The organism is Nocardioides marmotae, assembly GCF_013177455.1.
Taxonomy (GTDB): domain Bacteria; phylum Actinomycetota; class Actinomycetes; order Propionibacteriales; family Nocardioidaceae; genus Nocardioides; species Nocardioides marmotae.
In genome coordinates, this window is record NZ_CP053660.1 from 2,360,376 (window position 1) to 2,378,988 (window position 18,613).

Sequence of the window (18,613 nt, forward strand, 5' to 3'; positions counted from 1 at the left end):
GCGGCATCAAACCTGGGGCGCTTCATTACTTCGCCGAGCTCTCTACCCACGTCAGGTCGGTCAGGCGGCGGCCGGGACGGGATCGGACCCGAATCCGGGTCCGGAGTCGATGATCTGCCCGAGCAGCTTGAGGCCGGGACGATCCACGGGTCGGTTGTTGGCGTTGAGGATCACGACTGCGGCGCCGTGTTCGGGGGCTATAGCCAGCAGGCTGCGATATCCACCCGTGCCGCCACTGTGGAACATGACTCGATGCTGGGTGCGGGGCAGGTTGGCTGCGATCCAGCCGGGATGGATCGCAGCTCGTGCGTTGATGCGGTGCGCGGTCGTGCGGTTGAGAGCGATCGCTTCGGCGAGTTCTTCGGGGGCGGGGCCGAGGTGGGCCCGCGCGAGCCTGAGCAGGTCGGGAACCGTCGAGTGAAGGCCGCCGGCACCGGCGAGGGCGGCCAGGTGCCACGGTGGGCGTGGTCGTCCCGTGCGGGAGTGACCGGGGGCCAACCGGGCTGCGCCTTCGAGATCGAGGACCACGCGGGTGTCTGTCATGCCCAGATGCCGGCAGATCTCGGCCTGGACGAGCGAGTCGTAGTCGGTCTCGGTGTGGCGTGCCAGGACGAATCCGAGCAAGCCGGCGCCGAGGTTGGAGTAGCAGAAGCGGGTGCCGGGCACCGATCGCAAACGGGTGCGCCGCAACCCGTCCATCAGGAGCTCGCCGGTGCATCCGGCGTAGGGGTCTGCTCGCAACAGGCCCCGTGGCAGGGTCCCCTTGGGAAGCCTTGGTAACCCAGAAGTGTGGGAGGCCAGGTGCCTCAGCCTGATGACCTCGCCGCCGCGCTGGGGGGCCGTGATGTCACGAGGTAGGAGGTCGCTCAGGGGTTGGTCCAGCCCCACGACGCCGCGCACGGCGAGCTGGGCCAAGGCGAGCGCGGTGAACGTCTTGGTGATGGAACCGATCTCGAACTGCGTGCCGGGATCTGCGCCGTGCACTGCGGACTGCCTGCCGTGCAGCGCACCCACCACCACGACACCACGCTGTCCAGCGCCGAGTCGTTGCGCTGTTCGTCCTGACAGATCGTCAAGGAGCGAGTTGATCATCGTCATGCCTCCGTGCGGCCGAACAGGTGCCGGCCCCCGTACTTCTTGTGGACGGCTTGCTTCGAGACGCCGAGCGCCTCGGCAATCTGCGCCCACGTGGTCCCTGACACGCGGGCACGGTGGACCAGGACCTCTTCGTGTCCTTCCAGTCGGCGGCGCAGCGCGGTCGCTTCGCGCAACGCTTGGAGGGGATCGGTGTGCTCGGTGATCCATGCAAGATCAACATCGGCCATGCGGTCAACCCTAGTTGACTTCTCTATGGTCGTCAACTTACGTTGACTGCCCGCAGCGGCATTCCTTCTACCGCGGTCGCCCGATTCGCTCGCCCCACGACACCGACGGGTTCGCTGACCGACTCGTTGCCTGGGCTCCCAACTGGTCGGATGGTTCCTGAACGCACTCCACGGCCGCCATACGGGCTCTGCCCGACCATTCCGCCCAGCGGGCATCCGCCCGACCATTCCGCTCAGCGGGCATCCGCCCGACCATGCCGGGCTTCGTGCGCTGTCGTGCCGATGAGCGTGCACTGGTATGGGCCAGAATCAGGTCATGGGTTCGTGGGGCGTCGGCATTCACAGCAACGATGACGCGAGCGACCTCCGCGACGATTTCCGGGACCTCATCGCCGGCGGGCTGTCTGCCGAGGACGCGACGCACCGACTACAGAACGAGTACGGAGTCGGTGACCGGGGAGTCGACGACAACGACTTCTGGCTCGGTCTCGCAGCAGCACAGCACAGCAGTGGACATATCAACCCAACCGTCCTCGAACGCGCCATCGCGATTATCGACAGCTCAGACGAGCTGGCCCGATGGGCGCCCGAGATGCGAAAGCGGCGCCAGGTTGCCCTGCTCAAGTTGCGCCAACGGCTCGAGAAGGTGCCACCGCCTCCTAGGCGGATTCGCCCCCGCACCAAGGCGGACACCAGTCTTGAAGAGGGACAGCACGTTGCGGTGAACGTCGCCGAGCGTCGCGTGCTGCTTCGCGTGACCGGCGTGACCGAGGACAAGGGAGGGCGCTACCCCCGCGTGACCTTGGTGAGCTGGGACGGCACCGACCGCCAGTTGCGTCGGGCACACCGTCTCCCGGCGGTTCTCGACCCAACACCTCGAAGGGACGACGAGGCCTGGGGCTTTCTACTCATTGGCGATCCAGGTGACCCGGAGGACATCACGGTGCTTCCTCAGCGAATCGACAGACGCACTCCGATGCGACGCTGGCAGTCGCAACACGTCACGAAATGGTCGGACTTGGGCAGCACACTAGGTCTCGCCGAGTAGGGAGCGGCTCGTCCGGATCTGCCGCGATCCGCGCGCAGGCGAGCGTCTTACCGCCGCGTCGGACGTAGGGATCAGCCGATGATCGGGCGCCGATTGGACGGGGCGGCGCTGTGGAGATTGCGGCGCGGACCGGGTCAAGGCATGTTCTTGGCGAGTGCCTGGGCGAGGATGCGGGCGGCTTCGGGGAAGGCTGCAGGGTTAGGGCCTGAGTAGTTGAGTCGGACGAACGGTCCTGCGGGTTCGGCGGGGAACCACTCGGTGCCGGGGGCGATGATGAGGCCCGCGGTCTCGCAGTCCCGACCGAGTCCATCGACGTCGGTGCCGTCTGGGAGCCGGGCCCACAGGTTGAGCCCTCCGGCCGGCACATGGACGAGGGCTATCTCGGGAGCGTGCTCTTGGAGGGCATCCACAAGAAGGTCGCGGCGGTCGTGAAGCTGTTGGCGCAGGGTGCGTAGGTGGCTGCGCCAGCCCGGCTGCGTCACAACGTCGAGGGCCGCGGCCTGGAGCAGAGTGCTGACGTACATCGACTCGGCGCCCCTGTCGGCCATGATCCGCTCTCGGGCAGGCCCCCGGGTGATGACCGCGGCGACGCGGATAGCGGGAGAAACGCTCTTGGTGAGCGAGCGCAGGTAGATGACGTGGCCGGCGTCGTCGTGGGCGGCCACGGGCGTGGGGGTGGTGGTGATGCCGAAGTCGTGGGCCCAGTCGTCCTCGACCATGAAGGCGCCGTGTGCGCGCACGACGTCCAGGACGGCGACACCGAGCTCCGCCGACCACTGCGCTCCGGTGGGGTTGGCGTAGCTCGGCTGCGCGTAGAAGACACGGGCCCCCGTCTCCCGGAACGCGCGTTCCAGCTCGGCTGGGTCCGGTCCCGCCGGACCGCTTGGCACTGGGACCATCCAGACGCCAGCCTGCTGCGCGGCCAGGATGGCGCCCCAGTACGTCGGTGACTCCATCAGCAGGGGTTGACCCGGTGTCACTAGGGCGCGGAACACCGAACTCAGGCCGCTCTGGCTTCCAGGCAGGACCATGACGTCGCTGGGTGCGGGCGGGCTGAGCCCCGCTGGGGTTGACGCTCCTAGCTCGTGGGCGAACCACGACTGCAGCTCGGGGAGGCCAGCGGCCGGTGACCTGGTGACCGCGGCGTCGGTGCGGGCGGCGCGTGTCAGTGCCGCCCGGACCAGTCGCTCGGGCAAGAGCTCGCGGGTTGGGTAGCCCGAGTGCAGGGCGATGACGTCGTTCGGCGTGCTGCGCAGGGCGGTGGCGACCGACTGGATGCGCGCATGAGGTGAGCGCAGGGCCGCGGTCTGCCAGCCGTAGTCGGCCGGTCGCAGGGTGCGTACGGCCCGGACGAACGTCCCCACTCCGGCCCGGCTCTCGATGAGCCCCTGACTGGCCAGCGTCCGAAGGGCGCGCTGCACGGTCACTGGACTGGCTTGGTGCGCGGCCACGAGCGCGCGCGTCGAGGGAAGCTGGCTCCCGGGGGGCGCCGTGCTGATCCAGTCGCGGAGCGCCGTGACGATCCTCGAACTGCTATCGTTGTTCATGAGCGACAACAGTAGCGCTACTCTCCCGACGCGGCCCGTGGTTTCGGACGCGCCGCAGGCCGGTCTCTGGTGGGGGCTCCTAGGAGTAGCGGCGTTCTCACTGACAGTGCCGTTTACCCGGGTGGCCGTCGACGGTCTCTCGCCCCTGTTCATCGGCTCTGGACGGGCGGTGGTCGCGGCCGTACTGGCCATCGCGTGCCTGGTCGTGAGCCGGCAGATCCTCCCGCAGGGTCGGCAGTGGCCCCGCTTGGCCCTGGTGGGTGGCGGTGTGGTGGTCGGCTTCCCGCTCCTCACCTCGTTCGCGCTTACCACCGCGCCCGCCAGCCACGGGGCCGTGGTCATCGCGGTTCTGCCAGCCGCCACCGCGGTGATGACCGTCCTCCGGGGTCACGAACGACCACCCACGGCGTTCTGGGCTGCCGCCGGCGCGGGTGCTGCGGCCGCGCTGGTCTTTGCGTCCGCCCAGGGCGGTGGGTGGGGCTCACTCCACTGGGCTGACCTGATGCTGTTCGGCGCCGTCATGGCCGCCGCCGTCGGGTACGCCGAAGGAGGCCTGCTGGCGCGCGAGTTGGGCGCCTGGCAGACCGTGTCTTGGGCCCTCGTCATTTGCGCGCCCCTCATGGTCGGCCTGACTGTCGTCTCAGCAGCGCAAGAGACACCCCACGGGACACCGCAGCAGTGGGCCTCCTTCGCCTACCTCGGCGTGGTCAGCATGTTCCTGGGGTTCTTCGCCTGGTACCGAGGGCTGGCCATCGGTCCGATGGCCCAGGTCAGCCAGGTCCAGCTCGTGCAGCCCGTCCTGAGCATCGTTTGGGCAGGACTCCTGCTCAACGAGCATCTCACCTGGGCAACGATCGTCGGAGGCCTCGTCGTTGTCCTGTTCGCCGGAAGCGCCATTCGTGTGAGGCTGGGCGACCGCTCGGGAGCTGAGCGACGCGTTGCCCGCGTCCACTTGTAGCCGCGATCCACAAACGCAGGGTGCGTCTTACTGGGTGTGTCCCTATTGCACGGGTAGTGACCGTGAGCACGGGACTGCTGCACGGACAGGTGACAGCACGGTGACAACCTGACCTTCGGCAGTCCCGCCACCCAGACGCCAGCGTTCCTCGTGCCAGCGCTCACTCAGCCACAGAGTTTCGAGCCCACACACCTCATGCACCACAGGGGTGGTGCCCCGACGGCCGGCGGCCGGAGCCCGGGCCGGCGCGTTGCTACTGAGGCCGTGATGAGCGTTCACAAGCTGACGGCCGGAGACGGGTACACCTACCTGACCCGGCAGGTAGCGGTGCAGGACGCGACTGATCGCGGGGCCTCTGGCCTGGCCGACTACTACGCCGAGAAGGGCGAGTCGCCTGGCCGCTGGTGGGGTTCCGGACTCCTGGGGGTCGGTCTGTCACACGGTGTGACGGTCTCCGAGGCTCAGATGAAGAGTCTCTTCGGTGAAGGGCGCCATCCGGATGCGGCGTCCATCCGCGAGAACGTTGTGGTTCAGGGGCCATCGCCGCCGATGTCGCTCATGTCCTCGACGAGCTCGAGAGGTCCTAGACGCGCAGACGGCGGCAAGTTGCCCGAATTTATGGGGAATAAGTGGGCAATAAGCCCTCCGCACGTCAAATGCCAAACCGCCCCTGACCTGCGGCTCCGCAGGTCAGGGGCGGTATCTCGGTCGGGCTGACAGGATTTGAACCTGCGACCCCTTGTGCAAGAACGACCGGACCCAAGACGCCCGCCGCCTTGGCCCATCTCTGCGCTGACCTGCGGAAACAGCACGCCATGCGTTCACTGCGGATGCCGGAGCAGGACATGACTTGCCCGCTTTCGCCGAAATAAACGGTGAATAAGTGCGGCACGGACGTCGGCGGCGCGCGCCCTTCCCAGTCCGCGCGACCGCGCTGAGCCGACCGCGCTACACCACTATCGGGGACTCAACTTCGAACGATGGTCGCGGACCAGGCGGGCGACCTCTCTGGCGTAGGCCCGCGCCCCTACGCCGGCCGCTACCATGACGCACCGAGGGACTCGCGCTTCCCGCTGTGCTCACCAGGTCGGCTGAGCGGATCTCCCGCCCTCGGTGGGTGCCGAGTTGTCTTGCTCGACGGCGCGGCGTCGGGCGGCCCCGGTCCCGCGCTTCTCGAGGTGAGCCGCCTTGTCCTCGGGTGAGGCCTCCGCCTGCGGCTCAGCCTCTCCGCGGGGTGCCCCCGACAGCTTCTCCCGCAGGCGCTGCGCGGCCTGCTGCAGCTGGTCGGCCTCCGAGGGCTTCGCCTCGCCCTCACTGTGAGCCTCGCTCCCACCGTCCGCCGACGCGTCGCCCTCCGAATCGCCTTCCCCCTCGTCCGCGGACTCACCCTCGGAGTCGCCCTCGGCGCCGTCCTCCCCCTCCTCCGCGGAATCACCCTCGGAGTCGTCCGAGGACCGTGACTCCCCCGCCCCCTCCGAGGTGCTCGACTCCCCGTCGGCGTCGGCGGCGTCGGCCTCGTCGGTCGAGCAGCCCTGGGCCTCGGCGAGCACCTGCTGGGCCCGGGCCCAGCGTGCCTTGGCCCCTGCGGGGTCGTCGGCCTCCTCCAGGTGGTCCCCGAGGACCTCGAGGGCGAGCGCCTCGTTGAGCGCCACCCGGCACAGCGAGTGCTGCGGCACGTCCGTGCGCGCCCGCCCGAAGAGCTCAGCCGCCTCCAGCCACCTGCCCTGGGAGAAGACGGCGACCCCGACGTCGTACGGCGCCTTCCACCTCTCGACGACGTCGATGCGATCCGCCACCCGGAACCAGCGCTCCGCCGCCGCGTGGTCGCCCTCCCGCCACGCCCGATCGCCGGCCACGGCGCTCGTGACCAGCACGCCCAGGTACGCCGCGACAGCGAGGACCACTGCGATGCACACGCCGCCGGTCCGACGCACGCGGCGTCGTGCCCGTGCCCTCACCGGATCGGTGAGACGGCCGTGGGTGCCGACCTCCTGTGCTGGGGGTCGCCTCGTCACCTTCACCGCTCCTCCTTCACGGCGCGCCAGCGCCGCACCGCCACCGCGAGACACACCAGCAGGGGCGGGACCAGGACCAAGGCGACCACCCAGTAGTAGTCCGCCCCCGGCACGAGCTCGCGCGCCGCGGATCCCGCCGGGCGGGCCACGTCGGGGAGCGTCCCTCCCCCGGTGCGGTGCACGTAGGACCCGTCCAGCTCCTCGGCCATTTCCTGCAGGGTCTCCTCGTCCAGCACGGAGCGTTGTTCCACCCCGTCGCGGGAGACGAGCTCCGAGGCGCCCGGCGCGACCGGCATGACCCCGCCCGCGCTGGTGCCGTAGCCGAGCACCCAGGCCTCGTCGACCAGCTCGGCCAACGCAGCCAGGGATCCTCGTGCCGTCGACTGGGTCTGCTCGCCGTCGCCGGCGTAGACCAGCGCCCGGTCGTTGCCGGGCCGCTGGGCGGCGAGCTTCGTCAACGTCTCGTGGGCCAGCTCGACCCCGACCGAGACGTCCGAGCCCATCGCCTTCGCCGAGGGTCGCCATCCGACGGTGCCCAGCGTCGTGACCACGCTCCGGACATCGGTGGTGGCCGGCACGAGGAGGCGAGCGGTGTCGTCGAAGACGATCACCGAGACGTGGGCGCCCGCGGCACCCGCGACGAGCTGGACCAGGTCCTCGGCGGCGCCCTCCATGCGTGAGCGCCCACCGGCGTGGTCCATGGCCCCCATCGAGGCGGTCCGGTCCAGCATCACCACCAGGTCAACGGCGTTCTCCGCCGGGACCTCGCGCTCGTGCTGCCCCGAGGGTCGCAGCGCGACGAGCACCAGCCCCAGGGCGACGACGACCTGCACGAGGTCCCTCGCCCTGGTGCCTCGCGGGGACCCGCGCCGCCTGCGTGCCGCGATCGCGGCGAACGTGATCGCGGCGGCCGCTGTGGTGAGCACCAGCCACCAGTCGGGTTGCCAGGTCATGGCCGTCTCCTCTCGGCGGCCGCGAGCATCCCGAGCCCCAGCAAGGTGATGAGCACGCCGGGAGCCGGGACGTCGAAGCTGTGCTCCTGGGCGGTGGCCAGGAGCGCCGCCCGTTCCTGCTTGGCGACGGCCATCGAGATGACGGCGGCGTTGGTCGCCTCCCCCGCGGTCAGCAGCAGCACGTCGCCGTGGGTCCGCCCGATCTGGCCCCGCAGCTCGGCGACCGCGTTCGCCTGGGTCCCCCGTGGGGTGATGCCGAAGACCATCACGTCCCGCTCGACGGCGAGGTCGGTGGCCTCCTGGAGGGTGTAGATGGAGTCGCCGGAGACCAGGTTGTCCGTGGCCAAGACGAGGGTGCGCGCCCGCTCCTCCTGCGGCCGGTCGAAGTGCTGCACGCAGCTGGCCAGACCGTCACCGACCAGGGAGGACCCCGAGGCCGGGGCGGTGGTCCCGGCGACCGGCTCCTCGCCCCCCAGCTCCTCGCGGGCCGCGGCGAGGCGCGCGGCCACCTCCTCGTGGTCGTCGGTCAGGGCGAAGCCGGTCACGGCGTTCGCGTCGAACATCACGAAGCCGATCCGCTCCTCGGTGAGCTCGTCGACCAGCGCGCGGTAGGTGTCGACGATGTCCTCGACCACGGGCACCATCGATCCCGAGACGTCCATGCACAGCACCACGTCGCGCTGGCGCATCACCTCCGAGTCGTCGCTCACCGCGACGAGCCGGGAGCCGAGCAGCGCCAGCCCCGCGAGTGCCACCGCCGCCCCGGCGACGGCGAGGACCCGCCGCCGCGACTCCCGGCGCAGCGTCGCCTCCCAGGACGGGAGGCGACGCAGTCGGCCGGCAGCGGCCACGAGGACGCCGGGGTCGCCCGGGGCACGCGGGGGGCGCAGCCACGCGAGGAGACCCACCGCGGCGCCCACCCCCAGGACAGCGGCGCCCACCCACCACTGGATCAGCGCCATGTGGTCACCACCTCGACCGCGCGCATCCCCAGCGCGGCGACGTCCACGTCGCCCTCCGGTCGGAAGACGGCGTAGCCGAGTTCGACCAGGAGGTCGACCGCGGGCGCCAGCCGGGGGTCGCGGTCGGCGGCGACCACCCACTGCGCGCGGGTGGTGTAGTCCAGGTCGGTGCCCGTGACGGTGCCGAGGAACCGTCGTACCTCCGCACCCACGCGGGTGACCGCGTCGCGGCGCACGTCGTCGTCCCCGTCGGCCGCGGCCTCCAACAGCTCGCCGATGCGAGCCAGCGTGGCGTCGCGCAGGGGCTCGACGTCGATGCCTTCGCCCCAGTCCCTCCCTCCCAGGGCGCGGCGCACCAGCAGCCCGACGACCGCCGCGGTCATGACGCAGCCGGCGAGGACGAACCACCACCCGGTCGCGTAGAGGACCGGAGGGTTGATGCGGTCCAGCTCATCGGACACGACGTCTCCGCTCCATCAGCGTCAGCAGGGCGGGGACCGCCTCGTCGAGGCGGGCCAGGTCGACGTGCGCGAGGCCCAGCCTCCGCAGGGCAGCATCACGTCGCTCCCGCCGGGCCGCGTCCGCGGCCGCCAGCTCCGCGACCAGGCCCGGGTGGTCGGCTGCGAAGCCCGGTACGGCGCGGCGCGTGCCGACGTCCACGGTCGCGACGCCGTGGCGCAAGGGCTCGGTGAGGTCGACGTCGGCGACGGTGAGCACCACCACCTCGTGCTGGGCCGCCAGGCGCACCACGCGGTGCTCCACCTCCGGCCCCCACTCCAGGTCGTCGAGGACCAGGACCATCAGGGTGCGACGACGCAGCGCCACCGACGCGTGGTCCAGCAGGTCCAGGGTGCGTCGTCCGGCAGCGTCCGGGGCGCTGGAGCCGACCACCTCCACCAGCATCCGCTCGAGGTCGACCTCGCGCGTGCTGGGGCGGCTGGCCCGGGGCCCGTCGGGTCCGTTGTGCACCAGGCCGACGTGGTCACCGGCCCGCAGGGCGATCCAGCCCAGCAGGCCCGCCGCCGTCACCGCGACGTCGCGCTTGAGGTCGGTGGTCGTCGGGTCCCAGTGAGCGGCTGCTGCGAGCTCCCGCCCGGTGTCGACGACCAGCACCACGACGGCGCGCCGCTCGGCGACGTGCCGCTTGACGAGCAGGTCGCCGTGGCGCGCCGACGCCTTCCAGTCGATGTCGGCGACCTCGTCGCCCGGCACGTAGGCCCTCAAGTCGGAGAAGTCGAGGCTGCGGGCGTGGGAGGTCGAGGCGTGCCGGCCGTCGAGCAAGGTGCGGACCCGACTATGGGCCACGAGCTCGGCCCGGGTCCGGATGCGGTTGAGCAGGGCCATGGCTCAGGGGGTCGGCACGGCAGCGAAGACGGCGTCGACGACGTCGTCGGCCCGGACCCGGGTCGCCACGGCCTCGAAGGTGAGGATCAGGCGATGGCGCAGGACCTGGTGACGCAGCGCCACGACGTCCTCGGGGAGCACGTGGTCGCGGCCGGCCAGGACGGCCAGGGCGCGAGCAGCCTGGAGGAACGCGATGGCTCCTCGCGGACTGGCGCCGAGCTCGATGGAGCGCGCGACGTCGGCGGCCAGGTAGGAGTGCGGGTTCCGGGTGACGTTGACGATCTCCACGATGTAGCGCAGGACGGCCTCGTCGACGTGGACCCGGTCCGCGACCGACTGCAGGAACACGACGTCCTCCAGGGAGGCGACCGGCTGCACGCGCGTGTCGCGCAGACCGCCGTCGGCCAGGCGCCGGAGCATCCGGGCCTCCTCGAGCGGGCTCGGGTGGTCGAGGACCTCCTTGAGGAGGAACCGGTCCATCTGGGCCTGCGGGAGGACGTAGGTGCCCTCCTCGTCGATGGGGTTCTGGGTGGCCAGCACCAGGAACGGGTCAGGCAGCCGGTGGGTCTCGCCACCGATGGTGGTCTGCCGCTCCTGCATCGCCTCGAGCATCGCCGACTGGGTCTTCGCCGAGGACCGGTTGATCTCGTCGAGCAGCACGAAGTGCGCGTGCACCGGCCCCAGCTGGGTGGAGAACGTCGAGGTCCGCGGGTCGTACACCTGGGTCCCGATGATGTCGGAGGGCAGCAGGTCGGGGGTGCACTGGACCCGGGAGAAGCTCGCCTTCACCGCGGAGGAGAGCACCGAGGCCGAGAGCGTCTTGGCCAGCCCCGGCACCGACTCCATGAGCACGTGCCCGCGCGCCACCAGCGTGACGAGCAGGCTGCGCAGCAGGGTCTGCTGCCCCACCACCTTGCTCGCGAAGGCCTCCTCGACGGCGGAGATGATCCGCGTGGCGCGCTCGGTCTCGTGGTCGGTCAACTGCGTCATTCCTTCTCCTGCTCTGCGGGCGCGGTGGCCCAGAGTCGTGCGATGGCGGAACTGTCCTCGCGCCGGCGGACCGCCGCGGCGAGGTCCTCCCCGGTCCGGGACCGTGGGGTCGTGGCCCCACGGAGTGCCGGTCCGCGCAGCGCGCGCAGCACGGGCAGACCGAGGGTGGCGACGAGGAGGGCGGTGGTGAGGCCCCGGATGGTGTCGTAGGCGAGCGAGGTCTCCACCGTGTAGGACCACAGGCGGGCCAGCACCTCGCCGGGCGGCAGCCCGGGGGCGAAGTGGTCGGTCGTGGTGCCCGCGTCCTGGGCCCAGCCGATGAGGTTGAGCAGGGCACCGGAGACGATGCCCACCCCGACCGCCAGCGGGATCATCGCCAGCCAGGCGGCCAGCGTGGGCACCCAGCGCAGCGCCGCGCCCAGGGCGCCGACCACGGCCCACACCAGGCACTGGGCCGGGAGGGTCTCGGCGGGTGTCGCGAAGAGCATCGTCGAGACGAGCGCCGCGGAGGCACCGGTGAGCACGCCGGCGGCCAGGCCCAGCCCGGCACCGGCGAGCAGGGGCAGCGCGTGGACCACCTCCACCCCGCCCGCACCGGGCGTCAGCACCGCACGCAGGAAGCAGTCGGCGGCCACCAGGCCGACCACAGCCGTGAGCTGCTGGGACTGCCGGCTCCCCTCGCGCCACACGGTGGCCGCGAGCAGCACCAGCCCCGTGGTCTGGGCGGCCAGCACCCACGGAGCCTCGAGGCGGACCTGCTCGCGGCTGGGGACGCCCACGGAGTCCCACACCGGCCAGCCCACCCAGAGCAGGCCACCGGCCAGCCAGGCGAGGGCGACCAGCGCTGACCAGGGGCGGGGGGTGCCGACGGCCGACCAACCCTTCATCGGGCGTCCTTCCACACGTCGCGCACCCGCAGCGCCCTCGACCCGGCGCGACGGAGCGCCGGGGGGTGCGGCAGGTGGTCGGCCACCAGCGCCGGCGGTCCGAGCACGGCCTGCGCCTCGGTGCCCTCGTCGGCCGGTGGCAGGACCAGGAGACGGTGACAGGCACGCACGAGGAGCTCGGGGTCGTGGGAGACCACCACGGTCGCCGTCGCGGAGTTCTCCGAGCGCAGCGCGGTCGCCATCAGCCGGCGACCTTCCGCGTCGAGCCCGGCTTCGGGCTGGTCGAGCACCTCGGTCTGCGCGGACGCGGCGCTGAGGGCCCACACCACCGCACGCCGTTCGCCGGGGCTGTGCTGGGCCAGGGTCCGGGTGTGGTCCACCGGCGCCACCCGCGCGGCACGGTCCAGCGCTGCGGCGGGGTCGCCACCACGTGCGCCGCACCAGGTCCTCGCCAGACGCCCGAGGGGGACGTGGGCGGGCCAGGTCAGCGGGGGGCGCGGGCCTGGTTCCGCGTCGAGGGTCGCGGCCAGGCGCCGCGCGACCGCCAGGGCGCGGGCACGGTCGCCGTCCCCGGGCACGATGCCCAGGGTCTCGCCCACCACGACCTCGAGGTCGTGCCCGACCCCGGCTCGTACCGCCGGCACGGGCACGGTCGTCAGGGCCGGGTGGGCGCGACCGGCCCCCGGGGGGACCGTCGGCACCGCGGAGCTCACCGCGGGGTGCTGCCCGAGCGCCTCGAGGTCCCACCAGGCGGCGCGCGGGTGCCCCAGGGCGCGGGACAGCGCCGCTTCCGGCGGCAGCGGCAGCGTGCGCGGGCTCCACCGCTCTGCCGGGAGCACGACGACGTCGCCGCCGCCGAGGAGCTCCACGACGTGGTCGGCCTGCGGCACGGCGACCGCGAGGTCGTGCTCCACCCAGCAGATGTCGACCCCGCCGTCGGCGCACCGGCGCAGCGCCCGGCCCAGGCCGACGCGCAGGTCGGGCAGCAGGTGGGTCATCGGCTGGTCCAGGACCAGGAGCGTGGGCTCACCGCGGTCGCGTGCCACCGACGAGCCCAGGACGCCGCGCAGCGCGGGCAGGACGGCGCAGGTTGCCGGGTCGAGGTCGCCCAGCGTGGCGCCGAGGTCCTCGAGGCCGGTCACGCTCCCCCAGAGCTGCTCGGCCCGGGGGCCCGCGTCCCCGAGGGCCTCCGCGACGGTCAGGTCGAGGAGCAGGTCGAGCCGGGACACCCCGACATACCGGATGCTCACGCCCTTCGTCGTCCAGGACCCGCGGACCAGCGCGCCCGCGGGCAGGGCGCCCCCGAGGGCCCCGGCCACGGCGGAGGCCCCGGTGCCGCTGCGGCCGGTGAGGAGGGTCAGGCCGCGGATGTCGAAGGAGAGCGGCCCGACGGCGATCCCGCGTCCCGGAAGCCACACCGCGAGTCCGTCGATCGAGATCGTCACCGCGCGGCCTCCCGAGCTGGGCTCTCCCGACTGGGGCGCTCCCGACCGGGGTGCTCCGGCACCGCGGTGGTGAGGGCCGGAAGCACCAGCAGGCTCAGGGCACCGAGGGTCGGGTCGACCTCGAGGATGGTGAGGACCAGGGTCAGGGCGGCGCAGGCCGACGGTGCGAGGTCGGCCGCGCTCGCGGTGACGATGCGCGCCCGGCTGAGGACGATCCCGGCGGCGGTGAGGACGAGTGCGCCGAGCAGGGATGCCTCGGTCCCCGTCAGGACCCGCCCCATCGCGGCGGTCAGCGCCGCGACCGACACCGCGAGCACGAGGAGCACTCGTGCCCGTGTCCGGACGGGTCCCTCCTCGACGGGGCAGACCGAGCGCCACTGGGCGGCGCGCTCCTGAGCGCAGGCCACGGCGGCGGACCACGGACTCCCGAGGCGCCCGAGGCCGTGCGCGAGCAGGGCCGGGCGAGCGCGCTCGAGGCGGGCGAGCTCCTCGGCGGCGAAGCACCAGGGATGGGTGAAGCGGGCGGCCTGCCCGAGCACCACGTCGGCCAGCCGCGCCAGGCGCTCGCCGCTGAGGCAGCGGACCACGAGGGCGAGGAGGGCCAGGTGGGCCAGGGCCGCCCCGGCGAGGGAGACCCCGGCGCCGAGCCGACCGGTCGTGAGCGGGCCACCGACCGGCGTACCCGAGGGGGCCGACCACTCCGGCAGCAGCCACAACACGTCGCCGCCGGACCCCGGCCCCACGGCCACGGTGATGACCACCCAGGCGGCAGCGACGACGCTGGCGGCGGCGAGGACCGGAGATCCCAGCCCGGCGCGGCTCTCTCCCCGGGTCCACCACACGCCCACCACCGCCGCGATCACGCAGACCGGGGCCCAGGGCGACGCACTGGTGTGCAGCGCCAGGAACGCCACGGCGGCCCAGGCCCACCAGCCGAGGTCGGCCACGTGGACACGCGGAGCAGTGACGACCGGGGCAGGGACGACCGGAGCAGGGACGGGCGCGAGGTCGCCGTTCATCGCCGCCTCCGGATGCGGCCGGGGCCCAGTGCGAGGGCGAGCGCGAGCGCGCCGGCCCCGGCGGCCACGTACTGGACCGTGCGCACCGGGTGCGTCCCCGGATCCCGCCCGGCCGACCGGTACGACCCGTGGGCCTCGGGCAGCGGCACGTCGAGGTTGCGGCTACGTGGCCGGACGACCGCCGCGCCGTCGACCCCCACCTCGGCGGCCAAGGAGCCGGCCACAGCCGCTCCGAGGGCCGGGAAGACCTCGGGTCGCGGGGTAGGCCGCGCCTGGCCCTCGGCGTGCGGCCGCACCCGCCACGTCGTGACCGGGGTGCCACTGCGCAGGTCGACCAGCCGGAACCGGGTGGCCGCGTCGGGAAGCCCGCGCGGCACGACGTAGGGAATCGAGCACCGTACGTCGTCGCAGGTGGCCTCCGCGGCCTCGGCGCCAGGACCGTCCTCACCGGGGACGGCGACCCACGCGGAGCCGTCCTGCCGCTCCACCGCGAAGGTGCTCCCCGGGACGACGTGGTCCAGAGCCATGCCCAGCGGGGCCCCGACCGGTTTGCTCTCGGCGTACCCGTCCCCGAGGACCTCGGGAACGGGCGTCAACAGCTCGCTCCACGCGCCGAGCACGGTGGACAGGTCCTTCCCCTCGGCCTCGGCGAGCGCCACGACCAGCGGGCCGCCGTGGGTGCCGACGGGCCGCGTCGGGAGCGCGAGGTCCGCGCTGCCCCACCCGTGCTCGTCGGTGGTGATCTCGACCTCGGGACCGATGGCCTCCCACTCGACGGAGCCGCCGCTCGTGGAGAGCCGGAAGGCCCGCACCGTCACCGTCGCCTCGGGCCGGCCCGTGACCCCCACGCGCTGGGTCGCTCCATCGGTCCATCGAGAGGGCACCTGCACCGAGCAGCGGACATCGTCATCACGGCACAGGCGCTCGGCCTCGGTGGTCGCCGCCGAGGCGGGACCGGCGCTGAGGACGGACCCGGCCAGCGCGGCCAGCACCAGCCCGCCTCGTGCGCCCGGGAGACGTGGTGTCACCACGCCTCGCCCCGGCCCGACGATGCGGTACGACGCCGCAGCCAGACCCCGAGGGCAGGGGTGGCGAGCAGGGCCACGAGGACACCGGCCAGCATCCACTTGGTGGGCTCGGCCGCCTCCGCGATGCGCGGTGCCGCGAGCGGCCTGGCCTCCTCCCCCCACACGGGATCGCTGGACGTGGCGGGCGCGCTCCCGGCCGCCGCGGGCGATGCGGCCCCGGGTGCGGTTGCCCCGGGTGCGGTGGATCCGGGTGCCTGCGGCTGCGGGGAACCCTGACTGCCCTGCCCCGGCGTCGCCGGCGCGGCCGTGGCGGAAGCGGGAGGTGCACTCGTGGGGGCCGCGCCGGGAGCGGGCGGCGAACCCGGGGCGGGGGTCGGCGCGGGTGCAGCCGGCGCCGAGGGCGCGGAAGGCTGGGGTGCCGCGGGCGCGCCCGGCCCCGGCCCGGGGGCCGGGCTCCCACCCCCACCGCCGGGGCCGCCGCCGTCGTTCCCGGCCGGGCCCTCCGGGTCGGGCACCCCGGGACCCTTGGCCGGGTCGAGCTGCTCGTCGCGGGTGCCCGCCTCTCCGTGCTCCGAGGGCACGACCGTCCACTCCGCGTAGGCGGGCGCGGCGACCGGCCGGTCCTCGGCCCCGCCGTAGTTCAGGTGGTGGTTGACCCGGAAGCGGTAGGCCTGGCCCGGCACCAGGTCCGCGGGCACGACGTAGCTGAGGTGCGAGATCTCCCCCGGGCTGCTGCGCAGGCGCTGAGCGGCGCCGTACCCGTGGCCGGGCACCGGGGTCCAGCTGCCGTCGTCGGCCAGGTACTCCACCCAGTAGCCGACGCCCGGGACGTTGCCGATGGCGTGCATGTCCAGCGGGACCCCGACGGGCTTCTGGTCCGCGTAGCCGTCGCCGAGGAGTCGCAAGGTGGCGCCCGAGAACTCCACGACCTGACCGATCCGGGTCGAGAGGTCGAGCGAGGAGTCGTCGGCGAGACCCACGAAGCCCCACCCGCTGGGGCCCTCGGGCACTGCGCGGGGCACCAGCCTGACCTGGTCGAGCGTCCCGCGCCCCCCGGTCAGGGCCCGCGTGGTTCCCTCCACGGGATCCCCGCTGGGGACCAGCCCCGTGACCTGGCCGCGAGAGTTGAACTCCACCACGTAGAACTGGAGCACCAGGCGCGTGCCCGGGTTCCCCTCCCCCGTCACCCGCAGCAGCTGGCCCGGGGCCGCCGCGCCGGCATCGGTCGTCACCGAGAGCGAGCAGGGCCCGGCCGTGTAGCCGTCGCACAGGGCGCTCTGGCTCGGGCCGGCCGCCTGGGCCGTCGTCGGCCACCCGACGGGGGCCCAGGCGAGCAGCCCGGCGACCACGAGCACGGCAGGACGACGCGCCCCGGACCGGGGGTGCGGCCGACGGGGATGCTGCATCGTGAGACCTCCAGGGCACACGCAGGCAGGGCAACCCCAGGAGGCTTCCGAGCCCGCGTTGGTGCGACGACGGGTGACGGCTGCATCCCCGGAGTTCCCGACTTGCTGGAGACCAGCTCACGGTTGCGCAACAGCGCCGGATTCGCACCGGCTTCCTCTGGTGGGGATGCGTCACGGGTGGTGACGGGGAGGATGCAACCACACCCCCGCAGCGCCCCGCCCACCCGACCCGCCACCCCCACCCGGCGGCCGTGGGTGTACGACGGGGTCCTGGCACCCGCCCGTCGCCCCCGGTCTGCGGCACGGCCGGAACGACGGCGTACCCTCCCTCCGGCGTCGAAGGGGAAGACCGGTGGAAGTCCGGCACTGACCCGCAACCGTGACGACGGGGCCCACCCCGTCGAAGTCGGAATGCCTTCGCGCCTCTTGCGACCATCCCCCACTGTCGAGGAATGCAGTAGGTCGCCGGCGTGCCGTCGGCCTCCCCTGCTCCGGAACCGGAGTTCACGTGAAGTTCAGGAAGTCCGCGCTGGCTGCTGCCGGCGCACTCGTCATCAGCACCCTCCCGGGGATGCTCTCCCCCGCGCACGCCGCCGACTGGCGCACCGGATGGTGCCAGCAGGACGAGGGCCTCAGCGTCGTGGTCGACTTCGGCACCAAGGTCGCCGACGCCGTTCCGGCCGAAGGGTTCCTGGTGCGATGCCTCATCGGCGGCGTCGTCGAGAGCCCCTCCCACGACCTCCTGCGGGCCGAGGCACTGCGGGCCGTCGGCCTCGAGGTCCGAGCCGATCGGTCCGGCTACATCGAGGCCATCGAGGGCGTCGAGGAGGAGTACTCCGACGACGCCATGTGGTGGCTCTTCTCCGGCGCCGTGGTGCCCGGACCGTGGGACACCGGGAACCACGGCATCGTCGCCAACGGCCCCAACATCGACAAGGCGTTCGGCGCCCGGCTCGTCGGCTCGGACTTCGTCTCGACCCCGCGGCCGACCCCGCAGTTCGCGGACCCCACCCCCGAGCCGGAGCCGGAGCCGGAGCCCGAGCCGCTGCCCGAGGCCGTGGTCGGCACCGTCCCCGTGATCAACGGCGCAGCCCGGGTCGGTCGGCAGCTGACCTCAGACCTCGGGCGGTGGAGCAACGGGGCCACCTTCGCCCGTCAGTGGAAGCGCGACGGAGAGCCGATCCCGGGCGCCCGAGGAACCTCCTACCGCCTGACGGCCGCGGACCGGGGAGCGCGCATCACGCTCGCGGTCACCGGGTCCAAGCCCTCCCACGCCTCCACCACGCTCGAGTCCAGGCCCACCGCGAAGGTCCTCGCCGGGCAGATCACCTCCGCCAAGCCGCGCATCACCGGCAGGACCAAGATCGGCGCGAGGCTCACCGCACGCACCTCAGCCTGGAAGCCGGGCCACGTGACGCTCTCCTACCGGTGGCTGCGTGACGGCAAGGTCACCGCCGGATCCCGCGCGAAGACCTACGTCCTGCGCCGCGCTGATGTCGGCCACCGCATCTCCGTCCGCGTGATCGGCACCCGGCCCGGATACACCAAGGCCACCCGTACCTCGGCCAAGACGGTCCGCATCTCCCGCTGAGCAGCCCGCCACGGCCCCGGCCGGCGAGCCAGCTCGCCAGACTCCCGGACCTGACCCGGCACCTGGACGACCCCCGACATGCGCAGACGGGACCA

At 72.9% G+C, this 18,613-nt stretch carries 18 protein-coding genes and 1 riboswitch; of the genes, 4 read left to right on the forward strand and 14 right to left on the reverse strand.

Annotation, left to right across the window (positions count from 1 at the left end; all coding sequences use genetic code 11):
* Positions 1 to 60: 60 nt before the first annotated feature.
* Both HPC71_RS11405 and HPC71_RS11410 read right to left on the reverse strand, forming a co-directional pair.
* On the reverse strand, positions 61 to 1,092 hold the full coding sequence (locus HPC71_RS11405) for a serine hydrolase domain-containing protein (RefSeq protein ID WP_171896708.1): 1,032 nt from the start codon (positions 1,090 to 1,092) through the stop codon (positions 61 to 63).
* A 2-nt stretch (positions 1,093 to 1,094) separates the two neighbouring features.
* Positions 1,095 to 1,325 carry a hypothetical protein gene (locus tag HPC71_RS11410; protein ID WP_139071059.1) on the reverse strand — a complete coding sequence of 77 codons (231 nt, stop codon included), beginning with the start codon at positions 1,323 to 1,325 and terminating at the stop codon, positions 1,095 to 1,097.
* 316 nt (positions 1,326 to 1,641) lie between these two features.
* On the opposite strand from HPC71_RS11410, the gene HPC71_RS11415 reads away from it, so the two are divergent.
* Positions 1,642 to 2,373, forward strand: coding sequence for a hypothetical protein (locus HPC71_RS11415; RefSeq protein ID WP_154614179.1), 732 nt, complete (start codon positions 1,642 to 1,644; stop codon positions 2,371 to 2,373).
* Positions 2,374 to 2,507: 134 nt separating this feature from the next.
* On the opposite strand, the gene HPC71_RS11420 is transcribed toward HPC71_RS11415, so the two are convergent.
* The gene (locus HPC71_RS11420; RefSeq protein WP_154614178.1) at positions 2,508 to 3,920 is read right to left on the reverse strand and encodes an aminotransferase-like domain-containing protein; all 1,413 of its coding nucleotides are present in this window, start codon (positions 3,918 to 3,920) and stop codon (positions 2,508 to 2,510) included.
* Between HPC71_RS11420 and HPC71_RS11425 the strand changes: the two genes are divergently transcribed.
* A complete protein-coding gene (locus HPC71_RS11425) occupies positions 3,889 to 4,878 on the forward strand; it encodes a DMT family transporter (RefSeq protein WP_253943693.1) in 990 nt (329 codons plus the stop codon). The genes HPC71_RS11420 and HPC71_RS11425 overlap by 32 nt on opposite strands.
* Before the next feature lie 267 nt (positions 4,879 to 5,145).
* Positions 5,146 to 5,595 (forward strand): relaxase domain-containing protein, encoded by a 450-nt coding sequence (locus HPC71_RS21250; protein ID WP_154614176.1) that lies wholly within the window; start codon positions 5,146 to 5,148, stop codon positions 5,593 to 5,595.
* A gap of 362 nt (positions 5,596 to 5,957) precedes the next feature.
* Here HPC71_RS21250 and HPC71_RS11435 read toward each other — a convergent pair whose 3' ends face one another.
* The 11 genes from HPC71_RS11435 to HPC71_RS11485 form a co-directional block, all read right to left on the reverse strand.
* Positions 5,958 to 6,794, reverse strand: a complete 837-nt coding sequence (locus HPC71_RS11435) for a hypothetical protein (protein WP_154614174.1) — start codon at positions 6,792 to 6,794, stop codon at positions 5,958 to 5,960.
* A 101-nt stretch (positions 6,795 to 6,895) separates the two neighbouring features.
* Complete coding sequence (locus HPC71_RS11440; protein WP_154614172.1) at positions 6,896 to 7,846, reverse strand: vWA domain-containing protein; 951 nt, start codon at positions 7,844 to 7,846, stop codon at positions 6,896 to 6,898.
* Complete coding sequence (locus HPC71_RS11445) at positions 7,843 to 8,808, reverse strand: VWA domain-containing protein (protein WP_154614171.1); 966 nt, start codon at positions 8,806 to 8,808, stop codon at positions 7,843 to 7,845. Before HPC71_RS11445 ends, HPC71_RS11440 begins: the two co-directional genes overlap by 4 nt.
* Positions 8,799 to 9,269 (reverse strand): hypothetical protein, encoded by a 471-nt coding sequence (locus tag HPC71_RS11450; protein ID WP_154614169.1) that lies wholly within the window; start codon positions 9,267 to 9,269, stop codon positions 8,799 to 8,801. The genes HPC71_RS11445 and HPC71_RS11450 overlap by 10 nt, the downstream gene beginning before the upstream one ends.
* Positions 9,259 to 10,152: a DUF58 domain-containing protein gene (locus HPC71_RS11455; protein WP_154614167.1), complete on the reverse strand. Its 894-nt coding sequence runs from the start codon at positions 10,150 to 10,152 to the stop codon at positions 9,259 to 9,261. Before HPC71_RS11455 ends, HPC71_RS11450 begins: the two co-directional genes overlap by 11 nt.
* 3 nt (positions 10,153 to 10,155) lie before the next feature.
* Positions 10,156 to 11,142 (reverse strand): AAA family ATPase, encoded by a 987-nt coding sequence (locus HPC71_RS11460; RefSeq protein WP_154614165.1) that lies wholly within the window; start codon positions 11,140 to 11,142, stop codon positions 10,156 to 10,158.
* Positions 11,139 to 12,029 carry a hypothetical protein gene (locus tag HPC71_RS11465; protein WP_154614163.1) on the reverse strand — a complete coding sequence of 297 codons (891 nt, stop codon included), beginning with the start codon at positions 12,027 to 12,029 and terminating at the stop codon, positions 11,139 to 11,141. The genes HPC71_RS11460 and HPC71_RS11465 overlap by 4 nt, the downstream gene beginning before the upstream one ends.
* Positions 12,026 to 13,474, reverse strand: a complete 1,449-nt coding sequence (locus HPC71_RS11470) for an ATP-binding cassette domain-containing protein (protein ID WP_154614161.1) — start codon at positions 13,472 to 13,474, stop codon at positions 12,026 to 12,028. Before HPC71_RS11470 ends, HPC71_RS11465 begins: the two co-directional genes overlap by 4 nt.
* The gene (locus HPC71_RS11475) at positions 13,471 to 14,493 is read right to left on the reverse strand and encodes a hypothetical protein (RefSeq protein ID WP_154672303.1); all 1,023 of its coding nucleotides are present in this window, start codon (positions 14,491 to 14,493) and stop codon (positions 13,471 to 13,473) included. The genes HPC71_RS11470 and HPC71_RS11475 overlap by 4 nt, the downstream gene beginning before the upstream one ends.
* Positions 14,490 to 15,521: a hypothetical protein gene (locus tag HPC71_RS11480; protein WP_154614157.1), complete on the reverse strand. Its 1,032-nt coding sequence runs from the start codon at positions 15,519 to 15,521 to the stop codon at positions 14,490 to 14,492. Before HPC71_RS11480 ends, HPC71_RS11475 begins: the two co-directional genes overlap by 4 nt.
* Positions 15,518 to 16,927 (reverse strand): hypothetical protein, encoded by a 1,410-nt coding sequence (locus HPC71_RS11485; RefSeq protein WP_154614155.1) that lies wholly within the window; start codon positions 16,925 to 16,927, stop codon positions 15,518 to 15,520. The genes HPC71_RS11480 and HPC71_RS11485 overlap by 4 nt, the downstream gene beginning before the upstream one ends.
* 71 nt (positions 16,928 to 16,998) lie before the next feature.
* A riboswitch (cobalamin riboswitch) is annotated at positions 16,999 to 17,135 on the reverse strand.
* 300 nt (positions 17,136 to 17,435) lie between these two features.
* Here HPC71_RS11485 and HPC71_RS11490 point away from each other — a divergent pair.
* On the forward strand, positions 17,436 to 18,518 hold the full coding sequence (locus tag HPC71_RS11490; RefSeq protein ID WP_154614154.1) for a hypothetical protein: 1,083 nt from the start codon (positions 17,436 to 17,438) through the stop codon (positions 18,516 to 18,518).
* The last annotated feature ends 95 nt before the right edge of the window (positions 18,519 to 18,613 follow it).

What these genes read in the sequence shown, in the direction of transcription:
- HPC71_RS11405 (WP_171896708.1), bottom strand. Translation starts at nt 1,092, where the DNA reads ATGATCAACTCGCTCCTTGACGATCTGTCAGGACGAACAGCGCAACGA.
- HPC71_RS11410 (WP_139071059.1), bottom strand. Translation starts at nt 1,325, where the DNA reads ATGGCCGATGTTGATCTTGCATGGATCACCGAGCACACCGATCCCCTC.
- HPC71_RS11415 (WP_154614179.1), top strand. Translation starts at nt 1,642, where the DNA reads ATGGGTTCGTGGGGCGTCGGCATTCACAGCAACGATGACGCGAGCGAC.
- HPC71_RS11420 (WP_154614178.1), bottom strand. Translation starts at nt 3,920, where the DNA reads ATGAACAACGATAGCAGTTCGAGGATCGTCACGGCGCTCCGCGACTGG.
- HPC71_RS21250 (WP_154614176.1), top strand. Translation starts at nt 5,146, where the DNA reads ATGAGCGTTCACAAGCTGACGGCCGGAGACGGGTACACCTACCTGACC.
- HPC71_RS11440 (WP_154614172.1), bottom strand. Translation starts at nt 7,846, where the DNA reads ATGACCTGGCAACCCGACTGGTGGCTGGTGCTCACCACAGCGGCCGCC.
- HPC71_RS11445 (WP_154614171.1), bottom strand. Translation starts at nt 8,808, where the DNA reads ATGGCGCTGATCCAGTGGTGGGTGGGCGCCGCTGTCCTGGGGGTGGGC.
- HPC71_RS11455 (WP_154614167.1), bottom strand. Translation starts at nt 10,152, where the DNA reads ATGGCCCTGCTCAACCGCATCCGGACCCGGGCCGAGCTCGTGGCCCAT.
- HPC71_RS11460 (WP_154614165.1), bottom strand. Translation starts at nt 11,142, where the DNA reads ATGACGCAGTTGACCGACCACGAGACCGAGCGCGCCACGCGGATCATC.
- HPC71_RS11465 (WP_154614163.1), bottom strand. Translation starts at nt 12,029, where the DNA reads ATGAAGGGTTGGTCGGCCGTCGGCACCCCCCGCCCCTGGTCAGCGCTG.
- HPC71_RS11475 (WP_154672303.1), bottom strand. Translation starts at nt 14,493, where the DNA reads ATGAACGGCGACCTCGCGCCCGTCCCTGCTCCGGTCGTCCCTGCCCCG.
- HPC71_RS11485 (WP_154614155.1), bottom strand. Translation starts at nt 16,927, where the DNA reads ATGCAGCATCCCCGTCGGCCGCACCCCCGGTCCGGGGCGCGTCGTCCT.